Annotated in this window: 14 protein-coding genes; 4 read left to right on the top strand and 10 right to left on the bottom strand. The window is 70.5% G+C overall.

Going from position 1 to position 14,043, the window contains the following annotated elements; all coding sequences use genetic code 11:
- The first annotated feature begins 36 nt into the window (after positions 1–36).
- The gene (locus tag ADX84_RS11440; RefSeq protein WP_049571914.1) at positions 37–495 is read left to right on the top strand and encodes a polysaccharide biosynthesis protein; all 459 of its coding nucleotides are present in this window, start codon (positions 37–39) and stop codon (positions 493–495) included.
- Positions 492–2,024: a glycosyltransferase gene (locus tag ADX84_RS11435; RefSeq protein WP_049571910.1), complete on the top strand. Its 1,533-nt coding sequence runs from the start codon at positions 492–494 to the stop codon at positions 2,022–2,024. The genes ADX84_RS11440 and ADX84_RS11435 overlap by 4 nt, the downstream gene beginning before the upstream one ends.
- A 108-nt stretch (positions 2,025–2,132) precedes the next feature.
- Here the strand turns inward: ADX84_RS11435 and ADX84_RS11430 are convergent, their stop codons facing one another.
- Both ADX84_RS11430 and ADX84_RS11425 read right to left on the bottom strand, forming a co-directional pair.
- Complete coding sequence (locus ADX84_RS11430) at positions 2,133–2,321, bottom strand: hypothetical protein (RefSeq protein ID WP_049571906.1); 189 nt, start codon at positions 2,319–2,321, stop codon at positions 2,133–2,135.
- Positions 2,322–2,418: 97 nt separating this feature from the next.
- Positions 2,419–2,631 carry a hypothetical protein gene (locus ADX84_RS11425; protein ID WP_049571903.1) on the bottom strand — a complete coding sequence of 71 codons (213 nt, stop codon included), beginning with the start codon at positions 2,629–2,631 and terminating at the stop codon, positions 2,419–2,421.
- A 100-nt stretch (positions 2,632–2,731) separates the two neighbouring features.
- Between ADX84_RS11425 and ADX84_RS11420 the strand changes: the two genes are divergently transcribed.
- Positions 2,732–3,316, top strand: coding sequence for a GNAT family N-acetyltransferase (locus tag ADX84_RS11420; protein WP_049571900.1), 585 nt, complete (start codon positions 2,732–2,734; stop codon positions 3,314–3,316).
- A gap of 51 nt (positions 3,317–3,367) precedes the next feature.
- Here the strand turns inward: ADX84_RS11420 and ADX84_RS11415 are convergent, their stop codons facing one another.
- The 8 genes from ADX84_RS11415 to ADX84_RS11380 form a co-directional block, all read right to left on the bottom strand.
- Positions 3,368–4,495: a glycoside hydrolase family 26 protein gene (locus ADX84_RS11415; RefSeq protein ID WP_049572017.1), complete on the bottom strand. Its 1,128-nt coding sequence runs from the start codon at positions 4,493–4,495 to the stop codon at positions 3,368–3,370.
- A gap of 104 nt (positions 4,496–4,599) precedes the next feature.
- Complete coding sequence (locus ADX84_RS11410) at positions 4,600–5,493, bottom strand: sulfotransferase (protein WP_049572014.1); 894 nt, start codon at positions 5,491–5,493, stop codon at positions 4,600–4,602.
- 204 nt (positions 5,494–5,697) lie between these two features.
- On the bottom strand, positions 5,698–6,855 hold the full coding sequence (locus ADX84_RS11405) for a S8 family peptidase (RefSeq protein ID WP_049571896.1): 1,158 nt from the start codon (positions 6,853–6,855) through the stop codon (positions 5,698–5,700).
- 462 nt (positions 6,856–7,317) lie between these two features.
- A complete protein-coding gene (gene cysN, locus ADX84_RS11400; protein ID WP_049571893.1) occupies positions 7,318–8,586 on the bottom strand; it encodes a sulfate adenylyltransferase subunit CysN in 1,269 nt (422 codons plus the stop codon).
- 240 nt (positions 8,587–8,826) lie between these two features.
- Positions 8,827–9,759 (bottom strand): sulfate adenylyltransferase subunit CysD, encoded by a 933-nt coding sequence (gene cysD, locus ADX84_RS11395; RefSeq protein ID WP_049571888.1) that lies wholly within the window; start codon positions 9,757–9,759, stop codon positions 8,827–8,829.
- Between the two features lie 60 nt (positions 9,760–9,819).
- Positions 9,820–10,611, bottom strand: coding sequence for a 3'(2'),5'-bisphosphate nucleotidase CysQ (locus ADX84_RS11390; protein WP_049571885.1), 792 nt, complete (start codon positions 10,609–10,611; stop codon positions 9,820–9,822).
- Between the two features lie 3 nt (positions 10,612–10,614).
- The gene (locus tag ADX84_RS11385) at positions 10,615–12,138 is read right to left on the bottom strand and encodes a sugar transferase (RefSeq protein WP_049571881.1); all 1,524 of its coding nucleotides are present in this window, start codon (positions 12,136–12,138) and stop codon (positions 10,615–10,617) included.
- A 309-nt stretch (positions 12,139–12,447) separates the two neighbouring features.
- A complete protein-coding gene (locus ADX84_RS11380; protein ID WP_049571878.1) occupies positions 12,448–13,410 on the bottom strand; it encodes a DsbA family protein in 963 nt (320 codons plus the stop codon).
- A 67-nt stretch (positions 13,411–13,477) separates the two neighbouring features.
- Here ADX84_RS11380 and ADX84_RS11375 point away from each other — a divergent pair, with 67 nt between their 5' ends.
- Positions 13,478–14,029, top strand: a complete 552-nt coding sequence (locus ADX84_RS11375; RefSeq protein WP_049571874.1) for a TetR/AcrR family transcriptional regulator — start codon at positions 13,478–13,480, stop codon at positions 14,027–14,029.
- Positions 14,030–14,043: the final 14 nt, after the last annotated feature.

Below are 14,043 nucleotides of genomic sequence, written 5' to 3'. Positions count from 1 at the left end.
ACACGTCAACACCCAGAGCAATGGACTGATCACCCAATGTCAGAACGACCGGTTCTCCTGGTGGCCTCAAGCGGCGGTCACCTCACCCAGTTGCGGTCCCTGCGTCCCTGGTGGCGTGGGCGGGAACGCGTCTGGGTCACCTTCCGCACTCCCGACGCCGAGACCTCGCTCACCGACGAGTCCGTGTACTGGGCGCACCACCCCACCACGCGTGACCTCGGCAACCTGCTCCGCAACACCCTCCTGGCTCTCCGAGTGATGCGCGCGCGGCGCCCCGCCGCCGTGGTCAGCACCGGCGCCGGGGTGGCCCTTCCGTTCTTCGTCCTGGCCTGGCTGATGCGGGTCCCCACCGTCTACATCGAGGTGTACGACCGCATCGACACCCCCACACTCACCGCCCGGCTCTGCAAGCCGTTCACCCGGCTGTACCTCGCCCAGTGGGAGGAACAGCGCTCGTTCATGCCGACCGCCATCACCGTAGGACCACTCCTGTGACCGAACAGACCACCCGACCCACCAAGAGCCCCGAGGGCAGCGACCACCCGGACGTGGTCGTCAGCCTCGGCACCGACCACCACTCCTTCGACCGCCTGGTGCGGTGGATCGACGACTACGCCCGCCGCAACCCCGACCTCTCCGTCCTGGTCCAGCACGGACACAGCCGTGCCCCGGAGAAGGCCTCGGGCACCCCGTTCCTGTCCGGAGAGGAGCTGTCCGAGGCGATGCGCTCGGCCGCCGTCGTCGTCACGCACGGCGGCCCCGGAACCATCACCCAGGCACGGACCGCCGGGCACCTGCCCGTGGTGGTGGCCCGGGATCCCGAACTGGACGAGCACGTGGACGAGCACCAGTTGCTGTTCGTCCGCCGGGTGGAGGACGCGGGCCGGGTCCGTTCCTGCTCCACCGCCCAGCAGCTGCACGCGTTCATGGACAAGGCGCTGGAGTCCCCCGAGGACTTCCGGGTCGACCCGGCCGCCGACGACGGCCCCGACCGCGCGGCGCTGCGCGCGGGCGAGCTGATCGACCTGCTCACCGACGAGGACCGGCCCGCCGACGAGGGGACGGACACGCGGCGGGGTACCGGTACCGGGGTGACGACCGAGGTGCCCGGCGACACCTGGCCCGCGGTGACCGTGGTCGTGCCCACCCGGGACCGGCCCGAGCTGCTGCGCCGCACCCTGCGATCGATCGTCGAGCAGGACTACCCGGGGCTGATCACCACCATCGTGGTGTTCGACAACGACCAGCCGGACCCCTCGCTCACCCACAGCGAGGGGGACCGCCCGGTCCGCGTGGTGACCAACACGCTCACTCCGGGGCTGGCCGGTGCGCGCAACACCGGTGTGTTGGGCGCCGACACCGATCTCGTCGCCTTCTGTGACGACGACGACACCTGGATGTCCGACAAGCTGCGGGCGCAGGTGCGGATCATGCGCGACGAGCCGGACACCGACATGGTGTGCTGCGGCATCCGGGTGGTCTACGACCGGGTCGAGTCCGAGCGGACCCTGGACCGGACCAGCGTCACCTTCGCCGACCTGCTGCGCTCGCGCCTGACCGAGCTGCACCCTTCCACGTTCCTCATCCGGCGACGGGCCATGATCGACGGCTGCGGAACGGTGAGCGAGGAGATCCCCGGCAGCTACGCGGAGGACTACGAACTCCTGCTGCGGCTGGCCCGGCGGGCACCGATCCGCAACATCCCCGAGCCCGGGGTGCGGGTGCTGTGGCACCGCAAGTCGTTCTTCTCGGAGCGCTGGCAGACCATCTCCACGGCGCTGCGCTGGCTGCTGGAGCGCTATCCGGAGTTCGCGCTCGTGCCGCGCGGGTACGCGCGGATCGCGGGGCAGATCGCGTTCGCCGAGGCGGCGGCCAAACGGCGCGGCCAGGCCCTGGTGTGGATCGGCCGGACCCTGCGCCACCGGCCGCTGGAGGCCCGCGCCCTCCTGGCGTTCCTGGTGGTGTGCGGGGTTCCGGCGGCGTGGATCCTGCGCCTGCTCCACCTGCGGGGCAAGGGGCTCTGAGGCCCCCGGGTCGTTCCCCCGCCTCCGTGCGGGGGAACGACCCGGCCGGATCAGGTCCAGGAAGAACCGGAAGGGCCAGCGGCCACAGCAGTCCCGCGGTCCCCGCCACTACCAGCGGGTGCCGGAGTTCCGGGTGTGGCCCCAGGGCGTGGCCAGGGTGATGCCCAGCTGTGAACGGGCCAGCGGCAACGAGAAGTCGCGGGCGCTCCTGAGCGCGGCGCGCGCCGACGCGCTGGTGTGCGCGGCCTCCTCCAACCGACACCGTCGCGCCGCCACCAGGGTGGACTCGATCGCCACGAAGAACCCACTCAGCGCTTCGCGCGGGGCGGGTGGGACAGGCAGAGAGACCCCGGACGGCAGGTGATGGCCGCCCTATCCAGCGCCGGGCAGGTCCTCAGCGCGGCGGCCCCGCTCCTCGGGAGTCTCCCCCGGTGGCGGTCCGGTGCTGGGACGGGTGCCGCTCGGGGGCGATGACGCGGTCGACGAGTTCGGCCAACCGCCTTCCCGTGGCGCGGAGGTCGAGGCCCGGGTCGCGCAACGCCTCGGCGGCCAGGGCGTCGACCCCCGTGATGGCGATCGCCCTGGTGTCCGGACCGTGACCCGGCACGAGCGATAACCTCTCGTCACGTGTCCCGCACGGGGGCGGGCACGCACACGACGACACGCTGGGGGACGCCATCTTCGAAGAGCACACGAACGGGGAGCACGTGATCAGGGAAGCCGACGTCGAGGACGTGGCCGGGGCCGCCGACACCCTCGCCGAGGCCTTCCGGGACTACCCCTTCACCCGACACACGATCTCCGCGGACGACCACCTCGCGCGGCTCCGCGAGTTCCAGCGGCTCTTCCTCGCCGAGGTGGGACTCCCGCACGGCCGGGTGTGGGTGAGCGAGGGACTGGACGCCGTGGCCGTCTGGTCCACCCCCGACTCGGGCGGGGCCGAGGAGGTCATGGCCGAGATGTTGCCCACGCTGGTCAACCTCGCGGGCGACCGGGCCGACTCCTACGCTTCGGCGGAGGCGGCCATGGAGGTCCACCGGCCGAAGGAACCGGTCTGGTTCCTGGGCACGGTGGGAGTGCGCACCCGGGCACGGGGCCGGGGGCTGGGCCGGGCCGTGCTCCGCGCCGGACTGCGCGAGGCGGACGCGGCGGGCGTGCCCGCCTTCCTGGAGACCTCGACGCGGGAGAACGTCCGGCTGTACGAGTCACTGGGCTTCGCCGTCACCGCGGAATACGACCTGCCCGACGGCGGCCCGCACACCTGGTCGATGTCCAGGCCCGTGGGCGGCTGAGCGCGCCGGGGCCGCCCCGGTGGCACCGGAGCGGCCCCGAACCGACCGGGCTCAGTTGCGGGTCACCGCGTACTCCGCGAGGCGGCGGACACGGTCGGGCAGGTGCACGTAGGGGTCCTTGCCCGCCTGTTCGAACCCGCGCCGGGCGTGCTCGTTGGCCAGGACCCGGAAGTCGCAGTCGTCTCCGACCTGGCTGTCCCAGAGCTTGACGGCGCGCACCCGCTCGTAGCGCCTGAGGACGTCGGGGACGTCCGTGTACCACTTCGTGGTCGCGCTGGGCCCGATGTCGGTGGTGCCCATCTCGCCGACCATGACCGGCTTCTCGGGGTCGATGCCGTGTTTGGGACCCTCCTGCTGGATCCACTCGTAGGTGGGCGCCAGGGCGTCCTCGAAGGAGTCGACGTGGTCCCAGTTGTTCATCTTCTCGCAGCCGGTCATGTTGTAGGCCTCCCAGCTGATCCAGTCGACGTAGTCGTTGCCGGGCCACAGGCCGGGGAGGCGGTCCAGGTTGCCGGGCCAGCCGGTCACGTTCCAGACCCAGATGACGTTGTCCGCGCCCTCGGACCGGTAGAGGTCGACGATGTGGCGCCAGGAGCTCACGAACTCCTCCGGCGTGCCCCGGTTGTTGTACCGGGCCTTGCCGTCGGCCTCGTGGTCGAAGGTGACGAAGTAGGGCACGTCCAGTTCGGCGATGGTCCGTGCCTGGGAGCGCAGCGAGGAGTCGAAGCGCCCGGCGATGATGTCGCGGTAGGCGAGGTTGGGGCGCCCGGGCTGGGTGAAGCCGCGGGCCTCGATGTTGGTGTGCACGAACCGGCCCTCGGCGATCATGCGCAGCTCGCGGTCACCGGGGACGTCGGGCTGGTCGATGCCGCGCCAAGTGTAGACGATGTCCATCTTGCGGTCGGCCGCGGCCTCCAGCGCCTTCACGTCGTCTCCGTCGGGGCTGGCGCCCCACCAGACGCCGCAGGAGGGCTCGAGGATGTCCGAGACCGTGCAGTGGGTCTCCCGGGTGGAGGGCAGTCCGAGGAAGGACGCCGAGTTGGGAACCGGGTGGCTCTCCGGCGGCCGGTTCTCCGCCGGTTTCGCGGCGGCGGGGGGTTCGTCACCCAGCCCCGCCAGCCCCAGTGCGAGCAGTGCCGCCCCCGCCGCCGCCAAAACTCGAACCGGTCCGCCCACCATGGTCAACCGCCCCCCAGCTATCCCGATGACAACACAGAGTGTTCGCGTAATGACCATACGTTATCTTTTGCCGACGCAACACTCTGGGAACCAGGTAGCGGACATCAGTACCCATAGCGTCCGCGCGTGGGAGCGGTGAGCGCCTCCACCAGACACCGGCGCCACGGGGCCAGCCCCCGCCGCCATCCGTGGTCGGCCCGAACCCCCACGGGGCCCGCCTGGAAGCGCATCGGATTTCCGGAGACGGCGTGCCCCTCGGAGAGCTCCACCCCGTCCTCACCCAGCCGGAGCGGGTCGCCCGCGTGCCCCGCGAACGCGGCGACGCGCCCGAACTCGGCCTCGGGGTCGGCCACGAAGTCCTCGTAGCGCACCCTGAGTGTCGGGAGCCCCTGCCGGGCCAGCTCGTCCAGCGTGGAGTTCTGGGTCATCCACTGCACCGCCGCGCGCCCCGCCGAGTACCGGGCCATCTCCGGCTCGGAGCTGTCCGGCGCGGCGTCCGGGCGGGCCACCCTCTTGCTCCAGGAGTGCGCCACCGCCCTGGGGTCGCGCACCACGTGCAGGAGGCGCATCCTCGAGCCGTACCGCCAGCGCAGACAGGCGGCCAGGGAGGCGTGTTTGCTGGCGTCCACGATCACCCGGGCCCCGCTGACCTCGGCGACGGCGGAGTAGAGCCGGTGGTAGAGCTCGGTGTAGCGCCCGCTCCGGGCGGCGAGGGCACCCTCCCCCTCCGCACCCTGGAGGAGTCCCGGCAGGAACCGGGTCCGGTCGACGCTGTCCTTGAGCCGGAGCACCGCGTCCACGTCCAGGCGCTCCCAGCCGCCGAACGCCCGTTTGCCCACGTCGCCCCAGAAACCGCAGTCGGCGAAGGGCAGCCCGCACCCGCAGCGCTCGTTCTCCACCAGCCCCCGGCGCCACAGGTGCACGATCTCACCGACGGAGCAGAACCCGGGCAGCTCACCAAGGAGGCGTTCGATCAGCGTGGACCCGGAACGGCCCATCCCGCCGACGAACACCAGACGATATCCATCCACGACCCAAGGCTATTACCTTTGGTGATGGATCCTGAACGCATAGTGACGGTCTTGCCCCGGCGCACGGCGACGGCCCCGGGTCGGGAGGTGTACTCCCGGCCCGGGGCCGCGGTGTCGCCGTTCAGTTCCGGTGGGTGTGGACGCGCGGGGTCTCCACAGCCCGGCGGGTTCCTACAGGCCCTCGACGTTCAGCAGCAGGTTCACGGTGCTGCTGGGGACGCCACTGAGCTTGTCCGCACCGGCGTTCTCGACGAGCCAGTCCAGGATGACGCCCTGGTCGTCGTCGCCGAGGGAGCTCTTGTACAGAGCGGCGGCGCCGGCCACGTGCGGGCTGGCCATGGAGGTGCCGGAGTAGCTGTCCGTGCCGCCACCGGGGATGGTGGACTCGACGTCGACGCCGGGAGCGTAGATGTCGACGGACGGGCCGTGGTTGGAGAAGGAGGCGGTGGCGTCGGACTCGTCGGAGGCACCGACGCTGACCACGCCCTCGGCGCCGCCCGGGGAGACGTTGCCCGCGTCCTGGCCCTCGTTGCCCGCGGCGACCGCCACGAACACGCCGGAGTCGGCCAGGGCGTTGACGGCGTCGTCAACGGCCTGCGAGGCCGGGCCGCCCAGGGACAGGTTGGCGACCGCGTTGGCGTCGGCGTTCTCGGCCACCCACTCGATGCCCGCGATGACGTCGTCGTAGGTGCCCGAACCGTCGTCGCCGAGGACCTTCACGCCGTAGAGCGAGGCGCCCGGCGCCACGCCGTAACTGTCGGCGCCCACGGTGCCCGCGACGTGCGTGCCGTGGCCCTGACGGTCGCCGCCGTCACCGCCGGTGGCGTCGAATCCGACCTCGGCGCGACCGCCGAAGTCCGGGTGGGAGTCGTCGATGCCGGTGTCGATGATGTAGACGGAGGTGCCGCTGCCGTCCGACTCCGTGGTGTAGGAGCCGTCCAGGGGCAGGTCCTCCTGGTCGATGCGGTCCAGGCCCCACGGGACCATGGTGGTGGCTTCGCCGACCTGCTCGATGTAGGCGACGCCGTCCTGGGCGCGCAGCTCCTCGACCTCGGCGGCGCTCAGCTCGGCCGAGTAGCCGTTGATGGTCTCCTCGTAGGTGTGGTTGACCTGGCTCTCGGAGATGCCGAGGGAGGCCGGGGAGACGGAGCTCGTGGTGATGGTGTCCTCAAGGACCACGAACCAGTCGCCGCTGGAGGCGGACGAGTTCGTGTACACCGGCGCGAGGTCCGAGGCGCCGGCCGTGGCGCCGCCGAGCGCCAGGGGAATGGTGAGTGCACTGACCGCGACGGCGCTGAACGCGACCCTGCGAGTGGGGTGCTTCTTCACGCGTTTCTCCTTGTGGGGGTTTCCATAGTGGGAGCACGCGCCAGGCCATAACCGTCCGTATTGGATCGATTGCGACCCTGTACGCGATTCGCACACTTTAGACAGACTTGACCTCCGAATGCCAGAGGCTGAGCGAATTTTTCTCAAAGATCACCCTCCGCACTCCTATCCGATAGGCCAGGAACACTCCGTTCGAGGTGACACTCTGGTTGGTCCTCACACCTGCACACGGCCCTAACGCCGGGTAACTTGGGCTCCTCCAGGCACACCATTGACCCTGACCCGATCGGCACCGAGGACCAGAAAAAGTACCCCGAGGATTCACACTCGGAAATGTCCTCTTAAGAAACCAGCGCCCGAGGGGGCCGGATCGGGCCCTCCACGAGCACCACTCGGAACACGCGAAACGGGGCCGCCAAAAGGCGACCCCGTGAGGAATGTTTATCCATTCAGCGGGTACGTCTAGTCAGCTTTGACGACCATTCCGGCACCCACCGTGGTGTTGGTGGCCTCGTCGATGAGGATGAACCCGCCGGTCTGCCGGTTCTTGGCGTACTCGTCCACGAACAGGGGCTGGGTGGAGCGCAGCCGCACCCGGCCGATCTCGTTGAGCGACAGGTGGTCCGCGCCCTCGTCGCGGTGCAACGAGTTCACGTCCAGCCGGTACCGCAGGTCCTTGACCACCACCTTCGCGGTCCTGGTCGTGTGCTTGACGACGAGCTTGGAGCGCGCCGTGAGCTTGCGCGTGTCCGTCATCCAGCACACCATCGCCTCGATGTCCTGGGACACCGCGGGCGTGTTGTTGGGGCGGCAGATCATGTCGCCCCGGGAGATGTCGATCTCGTCCTCCAGCAGCAGGGTGACCGACATGGGCGAGAACGCCTCGGCGACCTCCCCGTCCGCCGTGCGGATCTTCTTGATCCGCGTGGACAGCCCGGAGGGCAGGTGGGTGACCTCGTCACCGGGCTTGAGGACGCCGCCAGCGAGCTGGCCCGCGTAGCCCCGGTAGTCGTGCAGTTCGGGGTCGTCCGAGCGGTGCGGCCGGATCACGTACTGCACGGGGAAGCGCGCGTCGATCAGGTTGCGGTCCGAGGCGATGTGCACGTTCTCCAGGTGGTGCAGCAGGGAGCCGCCCGTGTACCAGGGCATGTTCTCCGACTGGCTGACCACGTTGTCGCCGTGCAGGGCGGAGATCGGCACGAACGTGAGGTCGCGCGCGTCCAGCTTGGCCGCGAACTCGGCGAACTCGGACTTGATCTCCTCGAAGCGGTCCTGGGAGTAGTCGACCAGGTCCATCTTGTTCACCGCCAGCACCAGGTGCGGCACCTGGAGCAGGGTGGTGAGGAAGGCGTGTCGGCGGCTCTGCTCCTGGAGGCCCTTGCGCGCGTCCACCAGGATGATCGCGAGGTCGGCCGTGGAGGCGCCCGTGACCATGTTCCGGGTGTACTGGATGTGCCCGGGGGTGTCCGCGATGATGAAGGTGCGCCTGGGCGTGGCGAAGTAGCGGTAGGCCACGTCGATGGTGATGCCCTGCTCGCGCTCCGCGCGCAGACCGTCCGTGAGCAGCGCCAGGTTGGTCTGTTCCTCGCCGCGCGCGGCGCTGGTGCGCTCCACTGCGTCGAGCTGGTCCTCGAAGATGGACTTGGAGTCGTACAGCAGGCGCCCGATCAGGGTGCTCTTGCCGTCGTCGACGGAGCCCGCCGTGGCGAACCGCAGGATGTCGTTGCTCATGGTGACTGGTCCTCTGCGCGAAGTGTGGGGCGGTCAACAACCGTGGGGACAGGAGATACGGAGGGGATCGCTGGCCTCGGCGAGGCCGAGGCCCTGGCGTTCGGACGCCGCAGAGGGTTCTGCAAGACGAGTCGAGCCGCCAGCGGGGAACGGGCCGAGGATGCCGTGTCGCCCCCAACCCGAATCCCTCTGCGAAGGCGCCGGACAAGGGCCAGAGCGATGCGCAGGCCCGGGACATGGCTAGAAGTAGCCCTCGCGCTTGCGGTCCTCCATGGCGGCCTCGCTGGCCCGGTCGTCGGCGCGGGTCTGGCCGCGCTCGGTGATCCGGGTCGCGGCGATCTCCGCGATGATGTCGTCCAGCTCCACAGCCGAGGACTTGACCGCGCCGGTGCACGTGAGGTCGCCGACGGTGCGGTAGCGCACGGTCTCGGTGAACGGGACCTCGGTCTCGTCCCGCTGGATGAGCGGTGAGTCCGCGAGCAGGATGCCGTCGCGCTCGAACACGCTCCGCTGGTGGGCGAAGTAGATCGAGGGCAGCTCCAGTTCCTCGCGCTGGATGTATCCCCACACGTCGAGCTCGGTCCAGTTGGAGATCGGGAAGACCCGGATGTGCTCGTCCCGGTTGATCCGGGTGTTGAACACGTTCCAGAGCTCGGGGCGCTGGTTCTTGGGGTCCCACTGGCCGAACTCGTCCCGGAAGGAGAAGACCCGTTCCTTGGCCCGGGCCTTCTCCTCGTCACGGCGGGCGCCCCCGAAGGCGGCCGTGAAACCGTGTTCCTCGATGGCCTCCAGCAGCGCCGAGGTCTGGAGGCGGTTGCGGCTGGCCCAGCGGCCGGTGGGCTCGGTGACCTTGCCCGCGTCGATCTGTTCCTGGACCGAGGCCACCACCAGCCGGACCCCGGCCTGGGCGACGCGCCGGTCCCGGAACTCGATGACCTCTTCGAAGTTGTGCCCGGTGTCCACGTGCATCACCGGGAAGGGCACCGGGGCGGGCCAGAAGGCCTTCTCCGCCAGGCGCAGCATCACGATGGAGTCCTTGCCGCCGGAGAAGAGCAGCACGGGCCGCTCGAACTCCGCCGCCACCTCGCGCATGATGAAGATCGCCTCGGCTTCGAGGACGTCCAGCTGGGAGAGCTGGTAGCGCCCGAGCGCCTGCTGACTCGCCTGACCCATGGAATCCGCCTTAGAAATACCGACACCCAAGTCCGGTTCCGCGGCGGTGGGTGCTGCGGTTCAGCCCCCCGCGTGCGGACCGGCGCTGTCAAGGTCCGCGCCGTCGCGGATGCTTGCCAACAACATACCCGACAATTCCGATCGGCATACAAGGATATCGGGGAGTAGCGGGTCGGCTACGTTGTAGCGCAGCTGCGAGCCGTCGATCCTGGACGTGTGCAGTCCGGCGGCGCGCGCGACGGCGACCGGAGCGGCGCTGTCCCACTCGTACTGGCCGCCCGCGTGCACGTAGATGTCGGCGATCCCGAGCAGCACGGCGCAGATCTTGGCGCCCGCCGATCCCATGGGGATCACCTCGGCGCCCATCTGGGTCGCCATGCGCTGAACGAACGCCGGGGGCCGGGTCCGGCTGGCGGTGATGCGCAGCCGCTGCCCCTCGGGGCGCTCCTCCGGCAGCCACGGCGGGTCGACCGTGGACAGGCAGCTGCCCTGGGCGGGCAGCGCGACCGCCCCGGCGACCAGGTCGCCGTTCTCCCAGAGCGCCACGTGCACCGCCCAGTCGGTACGGCCGGGCTCGGAGAACTCGCGGGTCCCGTCCAGCGGGTCGATGATCCACACCCGCCGGGACCTCAGCCTCGACTGCTCGTCCACGCCCTCCTCGGACAGGACGGCGTCGCTCGGCCGCAGCCGCCCGAGCGCGGAGAAGAGGAACTCGTGCGAGGTGCGGTCCCCCAGTGTGCGCAGGACCTCGGGCTCGTCGAATCCGTGGCGGGCGCGCAGGCGCAGCAGCAGCTGTCCGGCCTCGCTCGCCAGGTCCCGGGCCACCTCATGATCGTTTCGGATGTTGTTCACCGGCTAGTATGCTCCCGCCCCACGGATCACCGCTGACCACGTCTTCCACAGGATCTGGATGTCCAATGTCAGCGACCAGTTTTCCACGTACCGCAGATCGAGTCGGACCGATTCCTCCCAGGAGAGGTCGGATCGGCCGCTGACCTGCCACAGACCCGTCATCCCCGGTTTGACCACCAACCGACGGCGGACGTCGTGCCCGTACTGGGCGACCTCCTCCGGCAGCGGGGGCCGCGGGCCGACGAGCGACATCTCTCCGCGCACCACGTTGACGAGCTGGGGTAGCTCGTCGAGCGAGTAGCGGCGCAGCCACGCCCCCACGGGCGTGACCCTGGGGTCCCGACGCATCTTGAAGAGCACACCGTCGTGCTCGTTCCGGGGCTGGAGGATCGCCTTGAGCGCGTCAGCCCCGACCACCATCGTACGGAACTTGTACACGGTGAACTCGGCGCCACCCCGGCCCACACGTGTCTGCCGGAAGAAGGCGGGGCCACCGCCCTCCGATCGGATCAGGACGGACAGGACGAGGAAGAGGGGCGAGAGCAGGAGGAGCGCCAGGGCGGCGGCGCAGCGGTCGAAGGCCCCCTTGACCACTCGGCGTGCACCCTCCAGCTCCGGGTGTTCCACGTGCAGCAGGGGCAGGCCGGCCACGGGGCGGATGGTGGTCCGGGGACCGGCCACCTCCATGAGCGCCGAGGCCACGTTGAGGTCGGTTCCGGTCTTCTCCAGTTCCCACGCGAGTCGGCGCAGTTCCGCACCGTCCATCTCGGGGCAGGCGAGTACCGCGACGGTGTCCGCGCCGACCAGGGCGGCTGCGTCGGCGGCGTCCGTGAAGGAGCCCAGGACCGGGCAGCCCTCCACCTCGGTGACGTCCGACTCGTGGGCGGGCAGGCACACGCCCACCACGCGCATGCCGTGGTAGATCTCGTCGCGGAACCGCCGGATGAGGTCGCTCGCCGACACGCTGTAGCCGACGACCACGACCCCGCTCATACAGGCCCCGGATCGGCGGCGCCGGTGCAGCGCCTTGCGGCGCGCGTAGCGCAGGCCGAGGGAGAGCAGGACGATCAGCGGCAGCGCGATCAGCACGTAGCCGCGAGCGAGGTCGAACTTGACGGCGTAGGCGCCGACCGCGACCGTCGCGGCCAGGATCGCACCGGCGACCGCGACCCTGCGGTACTCCTCGGTTCCGACTCCCAGGAAGCGCCGTTCGTAGCCGCCGCCGAGTCGGACGAAGACGATCCAGACCGGCGGCAGGACCAGGGAGAGTAGCAGGTAGGGCGTGGTGGTCCCGGCCAGGAGGGCGTCGTGGAACCGGACCAGGCTCCCGGCCAGGGTCGCCACGACGGCGGCGGTCAGGTCCAGGGCCACCAGGCCGAGGACGTAGGGGCGGAGCCAGGCGTCGGCCCGGGGTCCGGTGTTGACCGGAATCCGTCGGATGCCCCGGACCGGCGTGCCCGGCCGCACTGGATGCTCACGCCGTCGAACGGAGGGCTTTCCCTGGACGGTCCCACTGGTTGTCACCACGTATCCCCCAAGACCACGAACGGCTTCGAACACTCACCATGGGTAACCGCCCCCGCGCGTGTGGAAGCCACGCGGAAGGCAGGGACGGGGAGTATCGCCGGGCACAGAACGCCTGTCGTCAACCCGAACAGTAACCAAAAGTAGTCGGAAAATCGCTATCGGTGGCGGCCTGTTGGTAAAGAAGTCCCATTCCAACCGAGAATGTGTCTGCCCTGAGACCGTCCACGACCGTTTTGAGGGGACACGACTGGTCGTAAATCTGTCCTGACCGAAAATCGACGCAGTAGGTGACCACCCCCGGGCGCCGACTCAGACGAGCGCGGGGTCCATCACAGCGGACAGCCTGAGGTGCCGCCCGGCCTCCCCGTGCCGCCCCATCCGCTGGAGCGTGCGCCCCAGCAGCAGATGCGCGTAGGCGTCGTCGGCCGACTCCCCCAGCAGCGCCTCCAGGGTGCGCCGCGCCCGGTTCAGCTGAGCGGACCGGTAGTAGGCGCGGGCGGCGAGGAAGCGCACGTTGCGGTCCCGCGCGTGCTCCTCCATCAGGGGCCGGAGCAGCGCGAGCGCTCCCAGCGGGTCGCTCCGGCCCAGGAGGGACTCCGCCCGGCGCAGGCGCAGGACCTCCTCCGGCAACTCCCCCGGCCTCCGCCGCGAGGCCTCGGCCAGGAAGTCCGCCATGACCCCGGGCTCGTGCGCCCCGGCCAAGGCGGTGCCGCGGGCCACGAGGGTCGGCGAGGTGCGGACCCCGTCGGCGCGCCCGGTGAGCAGCAGTTCGCGGACCCGCTCCTCACCACCGCCCGCGACCAGCAGCGCGGCGCCCCGGGCGAACCCGGCCCCGACGGCCACCTCCTCCAACACCCGGGCGTCGGAGATGTCCAGGGCCCCCACGAAGTGGGCGCGCATGACCCCCTCCGCCACGGCGTCCTGGAGCGCCGGGCCGCCCTCCTCCTCCGCCAGCGCGATGAGCCGGTGGGCATCGTGGCTGCTCGCGCGCCAGGCCGCGCCCCAACGGTCGGCCGGTCCCTCGGCCCGGGCGATCCCGGCGACCCGGTCCCGATTCTGGACCGGGGTCAGGTGCGGCGCGCAGGCACGCAGCGCCTCGTCCAGTCGAGGGTCGCGCAACACCTCCGCCAGGGGTTCGGCCACGGCGGGTGCCGAGGGATCGATGCGGTAGGGACGCCACACGACCTCGACTCCGGGGTCGGCCCGCGCGAGACGCCGTCGTCCGATGTAGGCCCAGGGGCAGACCACGTCCGCCCAGATCTCCACTCTCATACGGCCAACATAAACGACACCCGTTGGTTAAGCAACGGGTGTCGTTTTATGCGCGTACACTCACGACATGAACCCGGACGACCCCCGTGCGCGGCGCACCCGCGACCGCCTGCGCTCAACACTGCTCTCCCTGGCCGCCGAGCAGGAGTTGGAATCCCTGACGATGGCGGCCGTCGCCCGCCGCGCGGAGGTCAACCGCGCCACCGTCTACCAGCACTACCCCGATCTGGAGTCCCTGATATCGGACGCCATGGAGGGCGCCGTCTCGCACGTCGCACGCTGCGCGGAGCTGTGCCCCCTGGACGCCCCGCGCGACCGCGCGCCCGAACCACTGGAGGCGCTGTTCGGGCACGTGGCCGACCACGCGGTGCTCTACCGCCGAATGTTCTCCGACCGGGGCGGCGCCCGCCTCACCAACCAGCTCCGCAGCCGTATCACCGAGGTCCTGGCGGCGCGCTTCGCCGAGGGGGCCCGGCCGCCCGGGTTCGGCGACGTCCCGGTGCCCCTGCACGCCGCCTACCTCGCGGGGGCCCTGGTCGGGGCGATCGCCCACGCGGCCGGTGAAGAGGGCTCCCCCGGCGACCGCGCGCTGGCCACCTGGCGCCTGCTGCGCGGCTGACCCGCCCCCTGGAG

The sequence above is a fragment of the Nocardiopsis sp. SBT366 genome, assembly GCF_001083815.1.
GTDB lineage: Bacteria > Actinomycetota > Actinomycetes > Streptosporangiales > Streptosporangiaceae > Nocardiopsis > Nocardiopsis prasina.
Note: the sequence above shows the minus strand (reverse complement) of the source record. Positions and strands in the feature narration are given on the sequence as shown.

Bases quoted from the DNA above. Each gene is read 5' to 3' on its own strand.
- ADX84_RS11410 (WP_049572014.1), bottom strand. From the start codon at position 5,493: ATGGGCCGTTCCGGGTCCACGCTGATCGAACGCCTCCTTGGTGAGCTG.
- ADX84_RS11375 (WP_049571874.1), top strand. From the start codon at position 13,478: ATGAACCCGGACGACCCCCGTGCGCGGCGCACCCGCGACCGCCTGCGC.
- ADX84_RS11380 (WP_049571878.1), bottom strand. From the start codon at position 13,410: ATGAGAGTGGAGATCTGGGCGGACGTGGTCTGCCCCTGGGCCTACATC.
- ADX84_RS11440 (WP_049571914.1), top strand. From the start codon at position 37: ATGTCAGAACGACCGGTTCTCCTGGTGGCCTCAAGCGGCGGTCACCTC.
- ADX84_RS11415 (WP_049572017.1), bottom strand. From the start codon at position 4,495: ATGGTGGGCGGACCGGTTCGAGTTTTGGCGGCGGCGGGGGCGGCACTG.
- cysN (WP_049571893.1), bottom strand. From the start codon at position 8,586: ATGAGCAACGACATCCTGCGGTTCGCCACGGCGGGCTCCGTCGACGAC.
- cysD (WP_049571888.1), bottom strand. From the start codon at position 9,759: ATGGGTCAGGCGAGTCAGCAGGCGCTCGGGCGCTACCAGCTCTCCCAG.